Origin of the sequence: Bacteroides sp. MSSM.1001136sp1_RTP21357st2_D2_RTP21359_211015 (assembly GCF_040913205.1) — a bacterium.
GTDB classification, from domain to species: domain Bacteria; phylum Bacteroidota; class Bacteroidia; order Bacteroidales; family Bacteroidaceae; genus Bacteroides; species Bacteroides ovatus.
In genome coordinates this window covers 182,126-202,824 of record NZ_JBDFVF010000003.1, presented here as the reverse complement: position 1 = coordinate 202,824, position 20,699 = coordinate 182,126, and the positions used below count along the sequence as shown (strand labels likewise).

19 protein-coding genes are annotated in these 20,699 nt (G+C 45.5%); 7 read left to right on the top strand and 12 right to left on the bottom strand.

Annotation, left to right across the window (positions count from 1 at the left end; genetic code table 11):
- Positions 1-22: 22 nt before the first annotated feature.
- From AB5217_RS03980 to AB5217_RS03935, 10 genes are all read right to left on the bottom strand, one after another.
- Positions 23-2,680 carry an ATP-binding protein gene (locus AB5217_RS03980; protein WP_032843430.1) on the bottom strand — a complete coding sequence of 886 codons (2,658 nt, stop codon included), beginning with the start codon at positions 2,678-2,680 and terminating at the stop codon, positions 23-25.
- 70 nt (positions 2,681-2,750) lie between these two features.
- Positions 2,751-3,965 (bottom strand): glycosyltransferase family 2 protein, encoded by a 1,215-nt coding sequence (locus AB5217_RS03975; protein WP_004306347.1) that lies wholly within the window; start codon positions 3,963-3,965, stop codon positions 2,751-2,753.
- Between the two features lie 102 nt (positions 3,966-4,067).
- Positions 4,068-5,567: a hypothetical protein gene (locus tag AB5217_RS03970; protein ID WP_368112645.1), complete on the bottom strand. Its 1,500-nt coding sequence runs from the start codon at positions 5,565-5,567 to the stop codon at positions 4,068-4,070.
- 13 nt (positions 5,568-5,580) lie between these two features.
- Positions 5,581-6,435, bottom strand: coding sequence for a glycosyltransferase family 2 protein (locus AB5217_RS03965; RefSeq protein WP_004300359.1), 855 nt, complete (start codon positions 6,433-6,435; stop codon positions 5,581-5,583).
- 14 nt (positions 6,436-6,449) lie between these two features.
- A complete protein-coding gene (locus AB5217_RS03960) occupies positions 6,450-7,607 on the bottom strand; it encodes a glycosyltransferase family 4 protein (protein ID WP_128131199.1) in 1,158 nt (385 codons plus the stop codon).
- 39 nt (positions 7,608-7,646) lie between these two features.
- Positions 7,647-8,774 (bottom strand): hypothetical protein, encoded by a 1,128-nt coding sequence (locus AB5217_RS03955; protein WP_004306343.1) that lies wholly within the window; start codon positions 8,772-8,774, stop codon positions 7,647-7,649.
- A gap of 64 nt (positions 8,775-8,838) precedes the next feature.
- Positions 8,839-9,750: an SP_1767 family glycosyltransferase gene (locus AB5217_RS03950; protein ID WP_004326942.1), complete on the bottom strand. Its 912-nt coding sequence runs from the start codon at positions 9,748-9,750 to the stop codon at positions 8,839-8,841.
- Between the two features lie 2 nt (positions 9,751-9,752).
- Positions 9,753-11,207 carry a lipopolysaccharide biosynthesis protein gene (locus AB5217_RS03945; RefSeq protein WP_004326944.1) on the bottom strand — a complete coding sequence of 485 codons (1,455 nt, stop codon included), beginning with the start codon at positions 11,205-11,207 and terminating at the stop codon, positions 9,753-9,755.
- Positions 11,200-12,312 carry a hypothetical protein gene (locus tag AB5217_RS03940; RefSeq protein WP_004326946.1) on the bottom strand — a complete coding sequence of 371 codons (1,113 nt, stop codon included), beginning with the start codon at positions 12,310-12,312 and terminating at the stop codon, positions 11,200-11,202. The genes AB5217_RS03945 and AB5217_RS03940 overlap by 8 nt, the downstream gene beginning before the upstream one ends.
- Before the next feature lie 74 nt (positions 12,313-12,386).
- On the bottom strand, positions 12,387-12,725 hold the full coding sequence (locus tag AB5217_RS03935) for a hypothetical protein (RefSeq protein ID WP_004300366.1): 339 nt from the start codon (positions 12,723-12,725) through the stop codon (positions 12,387-12,389).
- 148 nt (positions 12,726-12,873) lie between these two features.
- On the opposite strand from AB5217_RS03935, the gene AB5217_RS03930 reads away from it, so the two are divergent.
- From AB5217_RS03930 to AB5217_RS03920, 3 genes are read left to right on the top strand one after another with little or no spacing between them, the layout of a single operon-like run.
- Complete coding sequence (locus tag AB5217_RS03930; RefSeq protein ID WP_181884926.1) at positions 12,874-13,845, top strand: Lin1244/Lin1753 domain-containing protein; 972 nt, start codon at positions 12,874-12,876, stop codon at positions 13,843-13,845.
- On the top strand, positions 13,833-13,988 hold the full coding sequence (locus AB5217_RS03925) for a hypothetical protein (protein ID WP_004300369.1): 156 nt from the start codon (positions 13,833-13,835) through the stop codon (positions 13,986-13,988). The genes AB5217_RS03930 and AB5217_RS03925 overlap by 13 nt, the downstream gene beginning before the upstream one ends.
- 16 nt (positions 13,989-14,004) lie before the next feature.
- Positions 14,005-15,798, top strand: coding sequence for a bifunctional DNA primase/helicase (locus AB5217_RS03920; protein WP_368112646.1), 1,794 nt, complete (start codon positions 14,005-14,007; stop codon positions 15,796-15,798).
- Positions 15,799-15,930: 132 nt separating this feature from the next.
- On the opposite strand, the gene AB5217_RS03915 is transcribed toward AB5217_RS03920, so the two are convergent.
- Entirely contained in the window at positions 15,931-16,188 is a 258-nt protein-coding gene (locus tag AB5217_RS03915; RefSeq protein ID WP_004300371.1) for a DUF4248 domain-containing protein, read from the bottom strand.
- 180 nt (positions 16,189-16,368) lie between these two features.
- On the opposite strand from AB5217_RS03915, the gene AB5217_RS03910 reads away from it, so the two are divergent.
- From AB5217_RS03910 to AB5217_RS03895, 4 genes are all read left to right on the top strand, one after another.
- Complete coding sequence (locus AB5217_RS03910; RefSeq protein ID WP_128131201.1) at positions 16,369-17,928, top strand: ATP-binding protein; 1,560 nt, start codon at positions 16,369-16,371, stop codon at positions 17,926-17,928.
- A gap of 193 nt (positions 17,929-18,121) precedes the next feature.
- Positions 18,122-18,664, top strand: coding sequence for an HU family DNA-binding protein (locus tag AB5217_RS03905; RefSeq protein ID WP_004300374.1), 543 nt, complete (start codon positions 18,122-18,124; stop codon positions 18,662-18,664).
- Positions 18,665-18,720: 56 nt separating this feature from the next.
- Positions 18,721-19,026 (top strand): hypothetical protein, encoded by a 306-nt coding sequence (locus tag AB5217_RS03900; protein ID WP_004300375.1) that lies wholly within the window; start codon positions 18,721-18,723, stop codon positions 19,024-19,026.
- A 4-nt stretch (positions 19,027-19,030) separates the two neighbouring features.
- Complete coding sequence (locus AB5217_RS03895; RefSeq protein ID WP_004300376.1) at positions 19,031-19,477, top strand: N-acetylmuramoyl-L-alanine amidase; 447 nt, start codon at positions 19,031-19,033, stop codon at positions 19,475-19,477.
- A 103-nt stretch (positions 19,478-19,580) separates the two neighbouring features.
- On the opposite strand, the gene AB5217_RS03890 is transcribed toward AB5217_RS03895, so the two are convergent.
- The gene (locus AB5217_RS03890) at positions 19,581-20,699 is read right to left on the bottom strand and encodes a glycosyltransferase family 4 protein (RefSeq protein ID WP_032843436.1); all 1,119 of its coding nucleotides are present in this window, start codon (positions 20,697-20,699) and stop codon (positions 19,581-19,583) included.

The following is a 20,699-nucleotide window of genomic DNA, read 5'->3' as shown; positions in this document are numbered from 1 at the left end:
GTACTCTATAATATGTGCCCTTTTACGGAGGCGACAACCATTTATGAATCATAGCTTTCAGCTTATCATCCGCTATCGGTTTAGCTATAAAATCATTGCACCCCGCTTCTTCAGCCGCTTTCCGATCCTGTTCGTATGCAAAGGCACTTTGAGCGATGATAGGAACAGTGGCAGACAGTTCACGGATGATTTTTGTAGCTTCCAGTCCGTCCAGATTCGGCATCTTGATGTCCATCAAGATAAGATCCGGTTTCACCTCATCGAACATCGTGACAGCTTCCATTCCGTCATGCGCACGTATAAGCCGATGGTCTTTACCTAGAATGGCCTCCAATAAGTCGAAGTTACTGTCCGTATCTTCGGCAATCAAAATACAGGCATGCCGTGTATTTACAGAACTGTCAACACTCGAATCAACAGCTTTTCCGGCAGATGCTATCCCAGCAATGTTCCCTTCACCATTCTCTTTCTTTGAAGGAACTGCATTTGCAGGATTTGCGATCGTGTACGGCAAAGTAAATGTAAACGTCGTTCCCTTACCAAATTCGGAGCTGACGGAAATCTTGCCCCCGAGACGCTCAACAATAGACTTACAGATAGATAACCCCAATCCTGTGCCCTGCGCATGATTGTTCAACTTTGCAAAACGTTCGAACACACGTCCCACTTTCTCCGGCTCAATTCCCGTCCCTGTATCTGTTACGTGGAAAACAATCTGGTTGTCCACCAACTTATAACCATAACTGATACTTCCTTCTTTCGTAAATTTAACAGCATTCCCAATCAGATTCGAAATCACCTGGAATACCCGATTCTTGTCCGTTTCAATCACCAGACTCTCGTCCGAAGGCTCATAGACAAGACTCACTCCCTGCGGCGTACGGAATATATGGGCATCGTACACTTCCCGGCAGAGATTATGGAGACTAGCCGGTCCGAAGGAAAACTCGATAGTTCCCGATTCAATCTTCGAGAGATCGAGAATCTCGTTGATAAGTTGCAAAAGACGCTCGTTGTTCGCGTTTACGATGTTGTAGTACGTCTTTCGTTCTTCCGCATCATCACTTTCGGCAATGAGATGCGAGAACCCCACAATAGCATTCAGCGGAGTACGTATCTCATGACTCATATTGGCAAGGAAAGCTGATTTCAAACTATCAGACATTTCCGCCTTTTCCTTCGAAGACAGTAGCTCCCGCTTCATCATTTCCAGTTCCGTGACATCCCATTCGATGCTGACGATGATAGGCGAAGACAGTTCGTCCCCATCCACCCGGATTTTCCGCTTGTCAAGGATAATCAGGTTTCCGTTCCGATCCTTTCCTTCCACCGTCCAGTGCATACCTTTTCCACTGGTGGCCACTTGAATATCCTCCTGTCTCTTCTTCTCGGCCACGATAGGCGGATAGAAATCGAAGTCATTCTTACCGACAGGATCGTTCTTGTAAAGATCGCGGTTATAAGCCTCCCGATTTCGATAAATGTACCGGAAATCATTGTTGATCTCCTTCACAACAATCCCCGCGGGGAGATTATTGATTGTCGTATCCATGATTTGATTGAGCCGTTTGATTTGGGCTTCGTATCGAATCCTCTCGGAAATATCATGAGCAAACGACCAGTAACTTTCTTCTCCGGAGTCATTGGTGACGTTGTACATCGTACCTTCGTAAGCCAATATACCTTTATTGATTTTCGATGGATGATGAGCCACAAAGTTACTGCTGCCACCGTGTATGACATCTTTACAACGTTCGTCCCAAGCCTCTTGCGTAGGCATATCTGCGGCGACATTGTAGATTTTCAACTGACTGATATCCTCACTTTCGGGAATACCGTGATTGTGCAGGAAACGACGATTGGCGAAGATAATCGTGCCATCGGGTCTGGCGGCAAAGATACTCTCTTTGGCGTTGTTGATAGCGTGCGTCAACGTATTGATGTCATTTCTGCGATGCTGTATGTCCGTAATATTCTGAATATACCCCTCGATGTTGAAACTGCCGTCGGGGCGCTCTTCACGCAAATAAGTCTGGATACGCATATAGAAGATTTCCCCGTTCAGTCGGACGCGATAGCTGATGCTCTCCATGTTGAGCTCCCTTTCGTTCACCCGACACCATTCCCTGAAACTCTGACGGTCTTCTTCTACAATCAGTTCCACATATTTTTCAATGGCGAGATTCTGCACACTTTCCTCACACAAAACGCCTGTATAACCCAAATAATGGAAAATATTCTGATTCGTATTGTACGCCCATTGTCCTATCTGGGCTACCTTTTGGATGGCCCGCAGGGTGAGATTTGCTTGTTCCAACCGTCTTTTTACATTGCTTCTTTGCGTGATGTCGCGATATTGGCAAAGCACCATGCCATCATACGGAAACATGAGGCATTTGAAGTAGAAAATTTCGTCATTCAGCACCAGCTTGAAGTTCTTGCTGATGCTACGCTGCTCTTCGAGCACAATCTGAAAGATGGGCATCACCCTCTCTCTTGTATATTCCGGTAAAAGCTCAAATATATTTTTTCCTAAAAGTATATCCTCTTGCAGAAACCATAGATCACAATGAGGCTCAATGTCTACGCAGACGCCATGCCTGTCAACCAATAGCATTGTATCTGCCGTCAGTTTCAATATTCTTTGTGCGTTATTCGCATCATGTAATATTCTGTCCATGTCTGTTCTTTATTAGATAATAGAGACTTATGTCTCCTATAAGGATAACAAAAGATTATGGCATTTGTTCTTACTTTTCGGCGCGCTTCGCCTTTTCCCAAGCTCCGCTTCCTTTTTTCTTCTTGAGATAGCGGATGCCTTTCAGCACATTGACATTCATAAATAAAAAGTAGTAGGGGATAAAGAGCAACTTGTTTTTTATCTGTTTCGTAGATAGGTAATATCCCCAATATCCCAACCCGTAAAAAAGAACCTGCATGGCAAGCAGCACTCCGTAAAATATCGTGGAACCACCCAACAGCAGAATCGCAATATTCAGCGGGAAGAGCGCAAACAACAGGAACGGAGTAATAGACCATCGCAATACCCGGTGCGACGTATATTGAAAGCTAAGTATCCCGTAACGGAAAGGATTCAGCAACGGACGAAGCCGCCAGATAGACTGCAATCCTCCCGCAGCGATGCGCACTTTTCGTTTTTCTTCTTCGCGCATATCTGCCGAACCACTTTCGATGGCATAAGCATTCGTACAATAAGCGATGGTGTAACCTTTCATTGTGATCCGGAGTGAAAGAATAAAATCGTCGAGCAACGTATCCGGCTCCATCGCTTCGAACAGCTCGTTACGCACGGCAAACAGTTCGCCTGCTGCTCCTACGGCAGAGTAGAGCCGTGCATCAAGTGCTTTCAGGGTTGATTCGTATTTCCAGTAAATACCTTCACCACCGGCAGCCGCCCCGTCTTTTGTCTGCACGGCAATCCGTTTTTCACCAGCCACGCAGCCCACTTTCGGATCCTGGAAAGCAAGCACGATTTCCCGTATTGCCTCCCGGTTCACCATCGTGTTGGCATCCGTAAAAACAACGAGCGGAGTGTCCACCAACGTCATTCCACGTGTCATTGCAGCCGTCTTACCTTGCCGGAGCGGTTGGAAATGTACGGTTGCTTTTCCCTGCCAACGCGTCTGCAGTCGTTCGTTCGTACCGTCATCGCTTCCGTCCGTCACCCATACGATGTGCAGCTTGTCCGCAGGATAATCCAGCTCAAGACTGTTTTCCATCTTCTCGTCCACTACATCTTCTTCGTTGAATGCCGTAATGAAGAGGGTAACTTCCGGCAGGTCTGCGTCCGATGCCGGCAACGAACGCTTCACAGGCTTCACGAAAAGCTCTTTCAACTTGACAAGAATATAAAGCACAATTCCATAGCCCAAATAGGTGTAGAACACAACGAACAGGGCAAGCCAGAAAATAATTTCAAGACAAAGGGTCATGGTTTCGTTCATAATTATATTTGTTTATTACTTCTTCTTTTTCTTTCTCTACGTTCCATCTTTTTTATTCGTTTATGCCCAAATAGCTTAACAGTTCGTTTTGCGTCCGGCCATTTATTCGATTCGTTTCTTCAACTCCGTCTTTTTATCCGAATCTTTCAGCATATTCACAAAGTAGTTGGCGTCCGCTTTGGCAGAAACATCTGTCGGATTCGCTTCATATCGTTTCACGAAATTCTCGGCGTGTTCCGCCAGGTATTTTCGGCAGTCGATATTTAGCATGAAGAAATCTTTATGGTCACCATAAGAGAGTCCTGTAACATCTTCATTTGATTTTATGCTTTCAATGTCCTCCATTTTAAGCCCGAAAATATTTACAGTCACGGAAGGGTAATAGAAAGGAGCGGAGTCCTCTCCATTCAGATTTAGTGTCAGTTTCCACGTGTGCGTATTTACCTGTTTGATTTCCGGTTTGCTGTGCAAACGATAGTAATAATATTCATAATATTCTTCCTGGTTGGTAAACCACATAGAGTCGTCACCATCTCGTCCGTATGTGTCGTTGAGCCATTCCAAGAAGTTCACCCAACCGGTATCTGTATTATGGGCACCTATAGAAATAGCTGTCCGCTCTTCTTTTGGATTTTCCATTTCCTTGAGAATAGCCGCCTTAATCATATCCGGATTTGTCAGCCCGCTACCTTCGGGTGGGTCATAGAAAGCTCTTTCGATCACTACTTGTTCAATATCTCCGTTTTCTTGAAATGGATAGAGTTTTGTAGCTCCGCTTTGTGCACACAGGGTTCTGATTTTATCATATCTCAAAGCCGCTTTGATATAATTTTTATCTCCATTAGGCTCTGCCAGCATTTTACAAGTTCGATTATTCAGTTTCTCACGTATCATGCTTTGAGCAACAGGAAATTGTGCCAGCAACTTATCTTCTGTTTTATCTTCGTCAGGTAGATTCAAGTCATGGAAAGCGATGCTTACTCCGTAATTCATCATTTCCTGCAAGTTGCCCCATACTAACATTGTCTTTTTATAAAAGCGGAAATAATCTCTTGTATATCCATTTTGTACCCATGTTTGTGTGTTCATTAAATCATCATCGGCAGCCACGGTAGTTCCGAAAGAGAAACGTACTTCCTGTCCGGTACCATTGGTGGTAGCTAATGTTTTTCCTAATGAATAATAATCAGGAGGCAAATCACCGTTTTGCAGATGAGCCAGATCGCAGTAGTAAATATAAGATAAAGGTTTGCCATGAATGGCAGCCCATGTATATGAAAAGGCTGAATGCATACAGTCGTCTTGTGTCATCAGAAACAGCCAATCTTTGTTATATTTCAATGTTGGTATTTCCGTATACAGATATCCTACCTGTCTGTCTGCTTTCAGGTGAATGGTTATTTCTATTTCTTTATCGGCTGTTTCATTACCGAACGGGTATATGAATTCCGTTTCGCAGATGACATCCCGCCTCTTTCCATTATCCTTGTTTTCATCCTCGTCTTTATCTCCTTGATATAGATTCAGTTTGCGGATACATCCCGACATAACTAAGCCAATAATTAAAAATAAAACGATACCGATATTGAGATTCTTGCACATAGGCTTTCCTTTCTTACTTCTTTTTTACTAGATTACTCTCCTCATCCTTATATTCCTTCTTTTGGGTGAACAGTCCTCCGATACCTTTTAATCTGCTGACGACACGCACCTTGAAACTATTGAACAAAGTTCCGTCGGCTCCCACCGTCCCATATCCGGTGACGGCACGCGCACGTCTTTTCCGTACAAATGCAATCTTTCCGAATTGCTTGAGCTGCAAAGCCAGATATCCGTCTTCACCGCGGATAATATCCGTGCGGATTCCCGTTTTCCTCGCACATTCCGTCCGGTAAGCAAATACCAGTCCGCGCACACTAAGCTCCGGACGCTTGAAAGACTGCAACCATAAATGCAAGTCGCGTGCAGCCTCATAGATTTTCAGCCCCATCCAAGAGTGATCCTTGTCGGGAATATAACTCCAAAGCGAGCTGACAGCCACTACACCCGGCTTTTCGAGCGCATCCACCATTGTTTCCACATACTTTGCCGGATACATCGTGTCAGAATCAATGTTGATATGATATTTTCCACGGGCATGGTTCAGTCCGCAAAGACGGGCAAAACCACAACTATGTTGCGTTTCCGTGAAATAAGGCACACCGCAAGCCTCGTAAATCTCCGCAGTGCGATCTTTCGATTCGTTGTCCACACCAATGATTTCTACAGGATATTTACATTTCATCTCGCTCAACGACCAGAGGCAGGCAAGCAGATGTTTTTCCTCATTGTATCCGATGAGTGATACAGTGACAAGCGGTTCGTTACTCTGCAATCCGGCCAGATTGCGGCGTACTTCCTCGATAACGGCTTGCGGAGCTTCCGCAAAAGGTTTCTCATAAACCTGTAAATACTTAGAATACCATTCCATAGATATTGAATGCTTTATTTGTTTTCATTAACCGGGATAATCAGGCTTTCAAATAGTTGTTTCCATTGTTCGGCAATATTTTCTATTCGGAAGCGCTGGACGTCCATACGCGCCTGCTGTCCCATTTTCTTACGTATATCTTCATTCTCTATTAAGTAAGAGATTTTCTCCGCCAGTTGTTCGATATTCTCGTCTTCTACCAGCAGACCGTCTTTTCCGTCGCTGATAATATCCCGCGGGCCGCAGGGACAGGTGAATGATACGGGCGGCACGCCACATGCCATTGCTTCTATAATAACCATTCCAAACCCTTCGAAACGTGATGAAAGGGCAAAAATTGAACTTTCACAGTACTTGTCGACAATATTGGAAACAGTAGGTTCCAATATACAACTGGCAGTGATTCCTAAAGAGTCAATTTGCTGTTGCAGTTGCTCACGCATACCGTCTCCGTAGATACGCAGTATCCAGTCGGGATGCTTTCTGGCAACGAGTTGCCAAGCCGGGATCAGGCGGTCGAATCCTTTCTGCGGAACATATCTCCCTACCGCTATTACCTGTTTATGGCTATTGTCAGATATTTGGTCGGGAAAAAAAGGAAGAGGGTTATGGATCACTTCAACATTATCCAGTTCCGTCCATTCCTGTGCATCCTCGTGGCTCAATACGATGAAACGTTTCAACTGGCGAAGTTGCCGGTATAACTGCTCTCTCCAATAATTGCTTACGATTGCCCGTAAGAATGCGGGCAGACGGCTGTTGCTGAAATCCCGGTAATTAGATTTGTTAAAGTGTATTTCACCCAACTTTGTGCTACCGTCCGTCATCCGATTGATGAAATTGATGTCACGACGGAGCAGGGAGATAGTAATGTCCGGACGAATTTGGTGCAGACATTCGTTGAGTTTCTTTTTAAAACGTCCTTGTTTCGCAATATATTTAGGTAGTTTTTTATAGAATGACATTCCGTTCAATTCATCATAATCAATGTCAAGTTGATGAAGAGTGATGGACGGATGCAGTTCGTAGTACGGTTTCTTGCCCTTCCCGTCTGTGAGGATGATATGTATTTCATAACCAAACACTTCGGCGAAGTAATTTGCTTTCAGGGTCAATACCCGTTCCATGCCGCTAGGGTAGTAGAGGGCGGGGATGCAGTAGGCTATTTTCATGTTTATCAGAATATTGTTTGTTATTAATTGTGTTTTTGTTTATTTATCTTTGGTCTTTATGGCGTCGATCACTTTCTGCATTTGCGCCTTCCACGATAGCGGGCAGACTGATTCGCGTATCTCGGCAGGCGTCATTTTCAGCGTTTTCCGGAAGTCGATCAGTCCCTGAATATCCACCGGAGATTCGTCGGGTTCCACCTTCCATACATACGGCATGTGGTCGAAGTCGTCGTCGGTTTCCGAGTAAGTGAACGCGAAGCCACGTGCGGCATACTCGCGGTTTTTCAACGTTTTGATATACGTAATTCCGCTGCGGTGGCGTCCCAGGCTGCCAATGGCAAAATCTGCTTTTTCGAACATCGCATCCAGTTCGTCGCCATGCAAAGGACCATGCAGAAGAACATACGGTTCGAGATGGTTGTCACGGACAACAGGCAAGATCCCCGCCCGTTCCCGTTCGCCGGACAGCGGGCCTACAATATGGAAATATACTTTATATTCCGGATTGTTGCGGTAATAATCTGCCAATCCGCGCACAAGGCGGTCGAAGCCGTGCCAGTAGTGCACTTCCGCCACTCCGATCAAGTGCAACTCTTTCGAAGTGTCATTCTGCTGCTGCTTCATCGGAATCGCCTCAAAATCAATTCCGTTGGAGATGCGTATGGTGTTTCCGCCAAATATTTCTTCCGCATTGGAGAAAGTGACGATACCGTCCAGAGCCTTTGCGAGCTTGTGACGGAAACAGCGGTCGATGGCTAGATGAAATTTCATGGAACGGGTGACGTACTCCTGATCGTAAGGATAAGTAGGAATTTCCATCACCACTTTTGCGCCTGTACGTTTCAACGACTTCACCAGCCGGAGGGTGAACGGACTGGCATTGTGAAAAGAGCGCATATATACAAAGTCGATTCCTTCGTGGCGTGCATAGTCAAGAATAGGAGAGTAGTAGACACGTTTCCAAATCTTTGCGGCAAAGCCCGTGCCGAAATCAGCGATCACTTCGTCATCCACCATCCAACGCCGTTCGCCATAAGAGGTCACATCATAATGACACAAGCGAACATCCACTCCACAATCTTTGAGGGCTTTCACCTGATAACGTATCTTCTTACTAATTCCGTTGGCCTCATTGAAGCCGTGAAATATAAGGAAAAGAGCTTTCATTCTTATTTTCAGTATTCAATAATTGTTTATTCTGTTTTTTCTTTCTCAAACTGTTTTTTCTTCCTCAAACGATTTGGGCGATGATTTGTTTCCGGTATTCTTCTCCGGCATCCGCCACTTCGCTGCCAATGGCAGTTTCGTTGACATATTTTCGTTCCAGTTTCACTTTTTTATGGGCTCCCATCCGCCACCATTCATACTCTACGTCCACATGACCGACGTCGATGGCCTGATAGCCGGCTTTAAACAAATCGTAGGCCAACACTGTGGCTGCGGGGCCGAGGGCAATCAGAAACAAGGCTTCTTTTTCTACTTTGCAGGCCTCCTGCTTGATGTCTTCCAGGCGTTCGAATGCATCTCTGGGCGGACAAAGAATACGCCGGATGCTCCGGGCATTATCGAAAAGATCGTTGCCCACTCCGAGCCGGCTTTTCTCCCCTTCGATGAAGACGATGTCCCGGTTATCCCAAATGCCCTTCATGTCGTGAAACCATCGGGCGGAATCTTCTTTGCGGGCAAAATCCATATACGGACGGGTGACGAATGTATTATAATATTTTCGTCCCGCTACCAGCAAACGGTCCCACCAAGAACCGTACAGATAAAAATGAGTTCTCCAGAACCGGCGACTTTTGCGATTGTAGCGATACAAATCGCGGAATGCGTCGGAGATGCAGACAATATGTCCTTCTTCGTGACTTTGCAGCACTTCGGTCAGTCTTTTAGCCAATAACGGATCACCTTTCTGGAAACGGATTTCCTTGTCCGGACTGGTGAGCAACACTTCACCGTCGCCAAAACGGCTGACAGAGCAACGGTCGTCGATGATTTTACGTATCGTTTCGTCGATGGAAGCTACTTGCGGTATGATTTTTCTCTTTTTCCGCAAGACGATGTACCAGAAATTGTACCATTCCACAGTGCTACCATAACTTATTTTATAACGTAGCGTTATAAAAATGTCGCGTATATTCATAGCTATAGACTTTTTTTTCTTAACGACCGCACTTTACTGATCATGTCATACTCATGCGTCATCTGTATATAAATGCCAAAGATAATAAAACTAACGATACCTTTAGCAATAATTGTCACAAAAATGTTCATCCCTTCCAGCGCATACTGCATTGGAATGAGGACTAATGCTATCAAAATGCTAATCACCAACGGAGAAATAAGCTGACGGATGAACGGCCAGGCACTTTGCCGGAAGGTCACCCGGTACATCTGCCAATAACACTGTATGAAGTTGATGGTGAATGTCACCACAATGCAGCTGGCCACTGCTGTCAGGGTTCCGAAATGGAAGATGCCGAGCAAAATTCCCGCCACGTTGAACGCGGACGAAAACACTCCGCACACAAACAAACTTCGTGTATCGCCTGCCGCCTGAAAGATGGAGCCGGACGAAGAAAGTATAATCTGAATCCCTACGGAGAGCGACAGTATCCGGAACACGGGTACGGACGGCATCCATTGATCGCCGAAAATAATAAGCGTCACTTCCTCTGCCGTGAAGAAAAGCAGCACGCTAAGCGGCAGACCGATAAAGGCGAGGAAACGGACGATGCGTTCGTAGGAACTCAACAGTTTTCCCTTGTCATTCTGGAAATCGCTGAAAATAGGGTGCATCACCGGAGTGATTACCTGCGTGATATTCTGCAAGGGCAGCATCATCAAACGATACGACTTTTCGTAATATCCCAGATCGGACATACTCATATATTTACCAATCAGCAGTTTGTCCAGATTGCGGCTGAAATAGTTGATGACATTGAACAGGAATTGATAGGCGGAATAGGAAAATATTTTCCGGAGTACCCTCAATCCGAGTGTGAAACGCAACCGTTGCGGGTAACGCTGAAAGGAAATTACGAAGATCAGTACGCTGGATACGATTGGGTTGATAATCAATGCGTACAATCCTGCTCCGCAGAGGGCGGCGGTTACCGCGGCTGCACCTGCCGAAATCTGAATGACGAAGCTACGGATAGCAATGAATTTAAATTCTTTGTTCCGGTAGAACATGGCTCCCGGCACAATGGTGGCGGAGGCGAAGAACAGGTTGACGGACAGCAGTTGGCACAGGATGCGCAGGGTGTCGCTTTGGTAGTAATCGGCGATGATCCACGAAGAAGCGAAAAACAGGATGCTGATTCCGATGCCCGTCCATATAGTAAATGAGAAGATGTCCGACAAATCATCTTTAGTCAGCGATTTGTGCTGCACGATGGCGGGAGACACTCCCATGTCGGTGAGAAGATTGAAGAAGGCGATGATGACGGTGGCAACAGCTACGATGCCGAAGTCGTCCGGTGATAGCAGACGTGCGAGAATTCCTGCCACAACAAGGGATATGACGACGCCACTGTATTTGGCCAGCGCTGTGTAAAATACCCCCGAAAATAATTGACTCTTAATATTATTAGCCATTGATTGCTTGTTTATATGTTTGCGCGTATGCTTGTCCCACTTTGCGGATGCTCATGTTTTCCATACCGTATGCGTAATTCACTTCCCCTTGTCCCCATGCGGCAAGCCGGCGGGCTTCTTCGAGTGCTCGCAGGATGTCTTTCTTGTCGTCGGGATCGAAAGTCGGGTTACCGGTTTCGGAAAGCAGTTCGCCGATGTTTCCCACCTTGGGACCCACCACGACTTTGTGGTAGAGGAAGGCGAGGGGGACATTACCCGAATTCAGTATATCTTTCCGCTGGATGAATATCACGTCTGAAGCAGCCATATAGTAGGGCAGATCGCAGTTGTCTATCAGCTCGTCGTTGGCTCCCGCCTGTAGTTTATACATACGGTTGAGCAGCGGCATGAGCAGATAGTATCCGGCTTTTGAAATCCATCGTTTGATGATATTCCTGCCATAGCTGTTGCGTCTCGAAAAGGGGTAGAGGCGCGGAGCCAGCAGCATCTTGTGCTCCTCGTCCCAGGCGCGGAAAGCTCCGAGCACCATGCGTATTTCTTCACGGTTGCGGAATTTTCCGAAAGCCGTGACGATGAATGCATCTTGCGAGAGGTTGAGATACTGACGTGCACGCTCTACGCTGATATCTTCTTTATAGGTATACTGGTAAATGTGATGAGGGATGACAACATTCTGACTATCAGGATACTTCGTGAGAAATTCGTCCCGGCTAAACCGTCCCATGTGTACAACGATATCACTCTGCGATTCGATAATGTCATAGGCCCGGCTGATGATTCCGTTTGCGTAATGCGGACGGACATTGTGGCGTGTGTAGACAAAACGTGTTCCCCTCGAACGAAAAAAACTGATTCGCTCTTCCAGACACCTGATGATATCAGGATCGTTGCATGTCCATCCCACCACTTCTTCCGGCCACTGGAAATGTATGATATCATAATGCTTATCCGAGTCCCAAAACTCTTTTGTGGAACATCGCACGTCAATTCCAGCCATTCTGATAGCATCGCATAAGATAGGAACAAATAGATTGTCGGTTTCTCCGTTTTCTCTGAAAACGATCAGTGCTTTTATTGATGGGCTGTCTGTTTCGCTATCATTCATTTTTTAAGTTTTAAAGACTTTTATTACATTGCAAATGTAATAAAACTTATGATAAGTTTCTTCTTTTCTGTGTTTTAATTGCAGTTTAAGTTGCTATTTGAGGAAATCTGAAACAGGTCTAATGTTTTTATAAGCCGTTTTTCTTCTTGGGTATAAGGAATGTGGTGACTTTCGATATATTGCTTGAGAAAGATGCAAGCATGTATGAAAATGTCTGTCTTCATATAGCTGGTGAAATTTGTGTAGCGGTGGTAGGAGGCTTCACTGATGTTGATATGAACGCAGAGGTCTCCTATGACTAGCTGTGACGTTTTCAGGAGCTCTTTTATCAGCTTTATTCTGTTCTGATAATGCTCGCTTACTATTTTATTTTCTTCTATTTCTTCCAAAGTTTGGTTGCGTTTTGTATCCATATTGTTTGGGGTTATTAATAATATTTGGCAAAGGTCTGATAAAAAATATATAATCCAACTCTCATTTTTGCGATAGCTGGAATAAAATACATTTCGCACCTTTGCGCCCCGGAAGTATTAAATGTGGAATAATAAATGATAAATGAAAATGAAGAAAGATCAGTATTTCAATTTGGAGGTAAATTTGTTGAATGACGACAATATTGCCAGTATGATGTCGGAGATGAATGCCGCGGAAGCACTCGGAATTTACGTGATCTTGCTGTTGCATCTACGCACTAAAGATGCTTATGAGGCGTCGTGCAAACCGGTTTTACTGAAGGCCATGGCCCGGCGGTATGATGTGGATGAAGTAGCGGTGGAGCGGGTGCTTCGCGAATTCGATCTCTTCGAACTGGATGAGGAACGACAGATGTTTCGTTCTTCTTACTTGGATAGGGTGATGAAAAGCTTGGAAGAGAAGCGGAAAATGGACATCGAAAACGGTAAAAAAGGAGGGCGTCCGAAAAAGGTGGCAAAAAGTGCTGAAACGCCCGTCAGTAAAGGGAGAAAACCCACTGAAAACCAGAAGAGGAGAGAAGAGGAGAGTAAAGAAGAGGAGAGTAAAGGAAGTGTTTCTGTTGTAAACAATAATAGGAGTAATATAGAAACACCGTCGTCTCTTGTGAGCCGTTTGGCGGATGAAGGCAATCATTGTCCGTTACAACCCGTGTTGCCTTGGGAAAAGTTGGTGGACCAACTTTCTACTTTCCAGTCATATATGGAATTGGCCGGGCAGCATTCCGGTTTGGGAAAGCTTTTTGTAGACCATCAAAAACTTATTCTGGAAATCTTCAAAAAACATATCCGCCTTTATGACAAAGGAGGGGGACTGCTTTTCCCGGAGGACGTGAAACGGTATTTTTCAAATTATATCGCGGCCGGTTCCGTTACTTGCCGCACGTTGAGGGAAACCTTGCTGAAAGAGCTTGAGAATACGGTCGACAAGGATGTAAACCGCTTTGAAAGCGTCGTCGACGGGCGGCGAACGTATCTGGGACATCTTATTCCGGCTGATGCGCCGCCACGTCCCGATGCATCGGCGGTGTGGGATGATGTGAAGAAAAGATGGGCGCATTAATCCGGCAGATGACTGGCTTCGTCCGGCAGGTTGTTGATGTTCGTCTGGCAGGTAACGGAAGCTCGTCCGGCAGGTGGCAGACACTCGTCCGTCAGGTAAGTCCTCTGCGTGTGAATGATTATTTTAAACTATTTTTTAATTAGAAAAAAGGAAAAAATTATGAGAAATTTTGCCAACTATGATGTCGACATCCACGGTAAATCAAGTGGAGTGCTCAAGACGATTTGTAAAAAATGTCTTCCTACCCGCAAGAATAAGCGCGACCGTTCGCTACGTGTCAACGTCGACACGGGCCATTGTCACTGTTATCATTGTGGCGCTGATTTTTATGTTCCCGATGATGTGGAAGAGCGCAAGAATGCCGAACGTGCGGTAGCCCGCAAGCGTCGTGCGGCAGCCATTCCGCAGCATTTTCAGCGTCCGATGTTCGATGTTTCGAAAACCACGCTTTCCGAAGACACGGAGCGTTGGCTGGTGGAGACGCGTTGCATCCCGCAGTCCGTCATAGCTGCCCTACGCATCACCGAACAGGAAGAATTTATGCCGCAATCCGGCAAAAAGGAACGTTGCATCTGCTTCAACTATTTTGAAGGGGGGCAACTGATAAACACCAAATTTCGCGCTCTCCCGAAACTTTTCAAAATGGTGCAGGGTGCCGAACTGATTCCCTACAACATCGACTCCATTGTGGGGCAGACCTCCTGCATCATCCACGAGGGCGAACTGGATGCTGCTTCCTCCATCGCCGCCGGATTTCAAAGTGTCATCTCCGTGCCGGCCGGAGCCAATTCGAACCTCTCCTGGCTCGACCGTTTTATGGAGACGCACTTCGAGGACCTGAAAGAAATCATCATTGCCGTTGATGCCGATTCTGCCGGAATCCGGTTGCGCAATGAACTCATCAATCGGCTAGGGGCTGAACGCTGCCGGGTGGTGACTTACGGTCCGGAGTGTAAAGATGCCAACGAGCATCTCTGCAAATATGGTATCGCCAGTCTCCGTATCGCCATCGAACAGGCAGCAGAAGTTCCGCTCGAAGGTATCTTCACCGCTGCCGACTTGCATGACGATCTGCGGGCTCTTTTCGACAACGGCTTCGGTCCCGGAGCGGAAACGGGATGGGAGGAGATGGATAAGATCTGCACGTATGAACGTGGGCGAAGTGTCTACGTCACCGGAGTTCCCGGTGCAGGAAAATCCGAGTGGGTGGACGAATTGGTGTTGCGTCTCTGCCTGCGGCATCAATGGAAAATCGGGTTCTTTAGCCCGGAAAATACCCCTATCGTCTATCATCTCCGCAAACTGATTGAGAAACTCACCGGACACCGTTTTCAAAACGGCTGTGGCATGACGGAGGGACTCCTTGCGAACTCGGAAGATTTTCTGACTGAAAACGTCTCTCATATCTCTCTGAAAGGTAATGTTTCTCCGGATCGTGTACTGGCCAAGGCTCATGAACTCGTTGTCCGCCGCGGCTGCCGCATTATTGTCTTCGACCCGCTCAACCGTTTCGACCACAACCCGCAACCGGGACAGACGGAAACGCAATATATTTCCAACCTGTTGAATAAATTTACAGAATTTGCAGTGCAACATAATTGCCTACTCGTGGTTGTAGTCCATCCTCGTAAAATGAACCGTAATCCTGTCACGGGCATTACCCCTCGTGTGGAAATGTACGACATCAACGGCTCTGCCGATTTCTATAACAAAGCGGATTACGGTATCATTGTGGAACGTGACAAGGAGGTTGGTGTCACCCGCGTATATGTGGACAAGGTGAAATTCAAGCATCTTGGTGTCGGTGGAATGGCATCCTTTGTCTACGATCCCGTAAGCGGACGATACCTGCCCTGTGAAGAATCTCATGACCCTTCTCTCTCCGCTGACCAGCGTGTCCGAAATACGATGTTCGACAGCTCCTGCTGGCTACCTGAAAAAGAACTGTTTTAGGGTATTAGGTATCAAGTATTAAGTATTAGATGTTAAGTATTATGATGTTAAGCATTATGATGTTATCCGTTGTTGTGATGCGTTTACCACGGTTAATACTTGATACCTAATACCTAATACTTGATACTTTAATTAGGGTTCTTGTAGCACTTCGATGATGAGCCTTACTTGTGCGGGAGTGTAGTATCTGGCGCGTGGATTCATGCCGGTGGCCAGGAGCCGTTCTTTTAGTCCGGGTGCAGCTTCAATCCATTCGTTGAATCGGTCTACTGCGCTTTGTTGCAGGATATTGGGGAGGTACAACAAGGCAAGTTCGCCTTTCCCATAGGTGCGGTATTGGAATGTTTTTTCTTCTTCTTGTTCGGGGAGAATCTTGTTTTTTGTTTTCATTTATAGTTGTGCTTTTAGGTTGTTGTATTTGAAGTAAAGTTACTCATTTTTAGTGGAATAGGCAAATTTTGAGAACAGATGTTCGGGCGTATTCATAAAAGAATTGATACTAATAGAATGCCGATTCTTGAAATTTATTGTATCTTTGTTTATGTTTCACGTTAAAAGCATAGAAAGAGGATGGAAGGAACATTCAGACGCTATCCGATAGGGATACAGAGTTTCGAGAGACTACGCAATGATAATTGTGTGTATATTGATAAGACAGAGTTGATTTATCGTTTGGCTAATTCGGCTAAGGCTTGTTTTCTTAGCCGTCCCCGACGCTTTGGAAAGAGTCTGTTAGTTTCCACTCTTGCAGCCTATTTCTCTGGTAAAAAAGACCTGTTTAAGGGTCTGATGATGGAACAGTTGGAGAAAGACTGGACAGTTTATCCCGTGTTGCATATTGATTTCAGTATCAGTAAGTATATGAATGCGGGGATGCTGCGCTCCGCTATCAACAATCGCTTGGTGGAATGGGAACGAATTTACGGATGCGACACGAGCGAAGACACTTTCAGTCTCCGTCTGAAAGGTATTATCAAACGTGCTTACGAGCAGAGCGGGCGTCAGGTTGTGTTACTTGTAGACGAATATGATTCTCCTATGTTGGATAGCAACAACAATGAGGAGTTGCAAGCTGAAATACGTGGCATCATGCGCGACTTTTTCAGTCCGTTGAAAGCGCAGGGAGAATATCTTCGTTTTCTTTTTCTAACCGGTATCAGTAAATTTAGTCAGATGAGCATCTTTAGTGAATTGAACAATCTTCAGAACATAAGTATGCAAGATGCTTATAGTGCCATTTGCGGTATAACGGAAAATGAATTGCGTACACAGTTGGAAGAAGATATAAGAAGGATGGCCGAGGCGAACGGTGAAACGTATGATGAAGCTTGTATACATTTGAAACAACAGTATGATGGGTATCATTTCAGTGAAAATAGTGAAGACATTTACAATCCGTTTAGTTTGTTTAATGCATTTGCTCAAAAGAAATATGCCAATTTCTGGTTCTCTACCGGCACTCCCACTTTCCTGATAGACATCTTGCAGCAAAGCGATTTCGATATTCGTCAACTGGATGGCGTTTCGGCTACTGCCGAGCAGTTTGATGCACCTACCAATGTCATTACAGACCCGCTTCCGGTACTTTACCAAAGCGGTTATCTCACTATCAAAGAGTATGACCGGGATTTTCAGATCTATACATTGGCTTATCCTAACAAAGAAGTTCGGAAAGGCTTTATCGAATCATTAATGCCGGCTTATGTGCATTTGCCTGCTCGCGAGAATACATTTTATGTAGTATCGTTTATCAAAGACTTACGGGTCGGCAATCTGGATCAATGTATGGAGCGGATCAAATCATTTTTCGCCTCTATCCCCAATGATATGAATAATAAGGAGGAGAAACACTATCAGACCATCTTCTACCTCCTGTTCCGGCTGATGGGGCAATATGTGGATGCAGAAGTAAAGAGCGCTGTTGGCAGGGCTGATGTTGTGATAAAGATGCAGGAGGCTATCTATGTATTCGAATTCAAAGTAGACGGTACTCCTGAAGAAGCGTTGGCGCAGATCAATAGCAAGCAGTATGCGATTCCTTATCAGGCAGATCATCGGAAAGTCGTTAAAGTGGGAGTTAATTTCGACAGTAGTACGCGAACTATTGGAGAATGGGTCATTGGAAACTAGGGAATGATCTTACATATTCCTACATATTTCCACATATTCCGGTATAATTTGTATAATTCGGTGTAATCCGTTTTAATCCGGCATAATCCGGTGTAGTCCGGTGCAATCCGGCAAGTCGTCAACGTGTTGTCGTATCTTTGTTTCATCAACAGAAAGGGAGAATGTACTTCTTTTCGTAGAAACAAGTTATATTATGGCAACAGTTACAGTTGTGCGCTACAAGCGCAGAAAACGGCTCGGTGATGATAAATCACCGATGATGTACCTTCTCAAGCCCAAGGCTGGGGAGTCGAAAATCTATTCAATTGATTCACTGGCACAGGAAATCGAGTCTATCGGGTCGCTTTCGGTGGAAGACGTGTCGCATGTGATGAAATCCTTTGTCCGTGCGATGAAAAAAGTGCTTGTGGCAGGGAATAAGGTGAAAGTGGATGGACTGGGTATTTTTTATACCACGCTGACCTGTCCGGGTGTGGAACAGGAAAAGGATTGTACGGTGAAAAATATCACTCGCATCAATCTCCGTTTCAAAGTCGACAACTCATTGCGTCTTGCCAATGACAGCACGGCAACTACTCGTGGCGGGGATAATAACATGATGTTCGAATTGTATACGGAGAAGAAGTCCGCTGCCGGAGGAAACGGCGGTGACGGCTCCGATGATGATGGTAAAGGCGATGGGGGAGAACCCGGTGGTGGTAGCGGTGGTGGAGAAGCTCCGGATCCGGCAGCATAAACCGCTTTGATTGACTCTGTTCTCAATTTATTAATTTATCATCTCAATCTATTAAAATGTTAGATAAAATTATCGAAATCATCATGACGATTCTGCCTTTTCTGGGCAGTAGCCGCAAGAAGCGCCAGATGATGGCGCAAGAAGTGAAAGAGTTCAGTGAACTAGTGAAAGACCAGTATACTTTTCTGATGCAGCAGTTGGAGAAAGTGTTGAAGGATTATTTCGACCTTAGTTCGAAAGTGAAAGAGATGCACGCGGAGATTTTCTCGTTGAGAGGACAGCTGACGCAAGCTGCGGCTCTGCAGTGTAGCAGCAAGGAATGTGTGCAACGAGTACAGATGGTCACTGAAACGGAGGGATGAATTTATGCGAACCATCAATTTGATTGTGATCCACTGTTCCGCCACAAGGGCGGACAGGGATTTTACGGAAGATGATTTGGAAGTGTGCCACCGTCGGCGTGGTTTCAACGGGACGGGTTATCATTTTTATATCCGTAAAAATGGAGATATAAAGACCACCCGTGAGATTGAACGAATCGGTGCGCACGCAAAAGGACACAACCAGAACAGTATTGGCATTTGTTATGAGGGCGGACTTGACTGCCACGGTCATCCCGCCGATACCCGTACCGAATGGCAAGTTCATTCAATGCACGTACTGATTCTTACGCTCTTGCGTGATTATCCCGGCTGCCGGGTGTGCGGACATCGGGATTTGAGCCCCGATCTGAATGGAAACGGAGAGATTGAACCCGAAGAATGGATTAAGGCATGTCCGTGTTTCGAGGTGAAAGCCGAGTGGGATGGTTAGATAAAATCACCTTCGCTACAACTATCTGTGGCGAAGGTGATTTCGTTAAAAAGGGAAGTTTTGACACATTCTCTTTTTGATTTAGTTATTGCTTTTTGGTATTTTACTTGGCAAATTCTTTATATATTTTCAGCAGCGATTCTGCCGTATTCCGCCATGAAAACAACTGGCTACGTTGTATGCCATATTCCACTTGTTGCTGATAGAGTGTCTGGTCATTTTCCAGTTGCAGTATTTTTTTTGTAATATCATTGGAGTTGAACGGATCTGCCAGTAAAGCTCCCTCGCCTGCAATTTCGGGCATGGCTGATGTGTTTCCCGCAATGATGGGCGTTCCGCAAGCCATTGCCTCCAGCATCGGGATGCCGAAACTCTCGCGAAGCGATGGATAAAGGAATGCGAATGCACCGCAATAGAGTGCTGCAAGGTCGGTATTCGCAATGTATCCCGGAGCGTGGATATAACTCTTGATTTCTGTAATATTTTCTTCTTCCAATATCCGGTCGATAACATCTTCCTTGAGGTCGGCAATGAGCAATGGCAGCTTTTGGGTGGATTGTTTCAGATAGTCGCTATATGCTTTCAGCACTCTGGGAGTGTTCTTCTTAGGGTCGGTGTTTCCCAGAAAAAATAGATAATTGTCTGCATCAATATATTTTCGGGTGATCTCCGGAGCTTTGGGTTGTACATGAAAATGACTATTGAAACCGTTGTACACGGCTACTAATTGTTCTTTCGGCAGATGCAGCACGTCAAGGATTCGTTCACGCTCAAATTGCGAGACTGTAATAATTTTCTCGCAGTTGGCCAATACGCGTGGTACTACCATCCGGCGGTAAAACCATCCCATTTCCTGATACCAGGTGAAGCTGGAAGAATGACGCTTTTCTAAATAAATAATGTCGTGTAGTGTTAGTATTAATGGTACGGGACATTGCAATGGGGCAGTATTGCTTGTGCAGTGCAATAAATCGGGCATGATTTTTTTTACTGCGCGTGGAAGAGCCACTTGTTCCCAAAGGGGGTAAGTGGGGCATTTTAGTTCGATAATATGCACATTTTCCGATTCTTCCAAGCATCTGTCTTCACCAGGAGTAACGAAGATGAAATATTCGTTCTCATGGTCTATTTTTTGCAATTCCCGGATACTTTCAAGAGCAACGAAATCCATTCCGTGTTTATTAGTGCGGAAAATTCGTTGGGCTTCAATAGCGATTTTCAT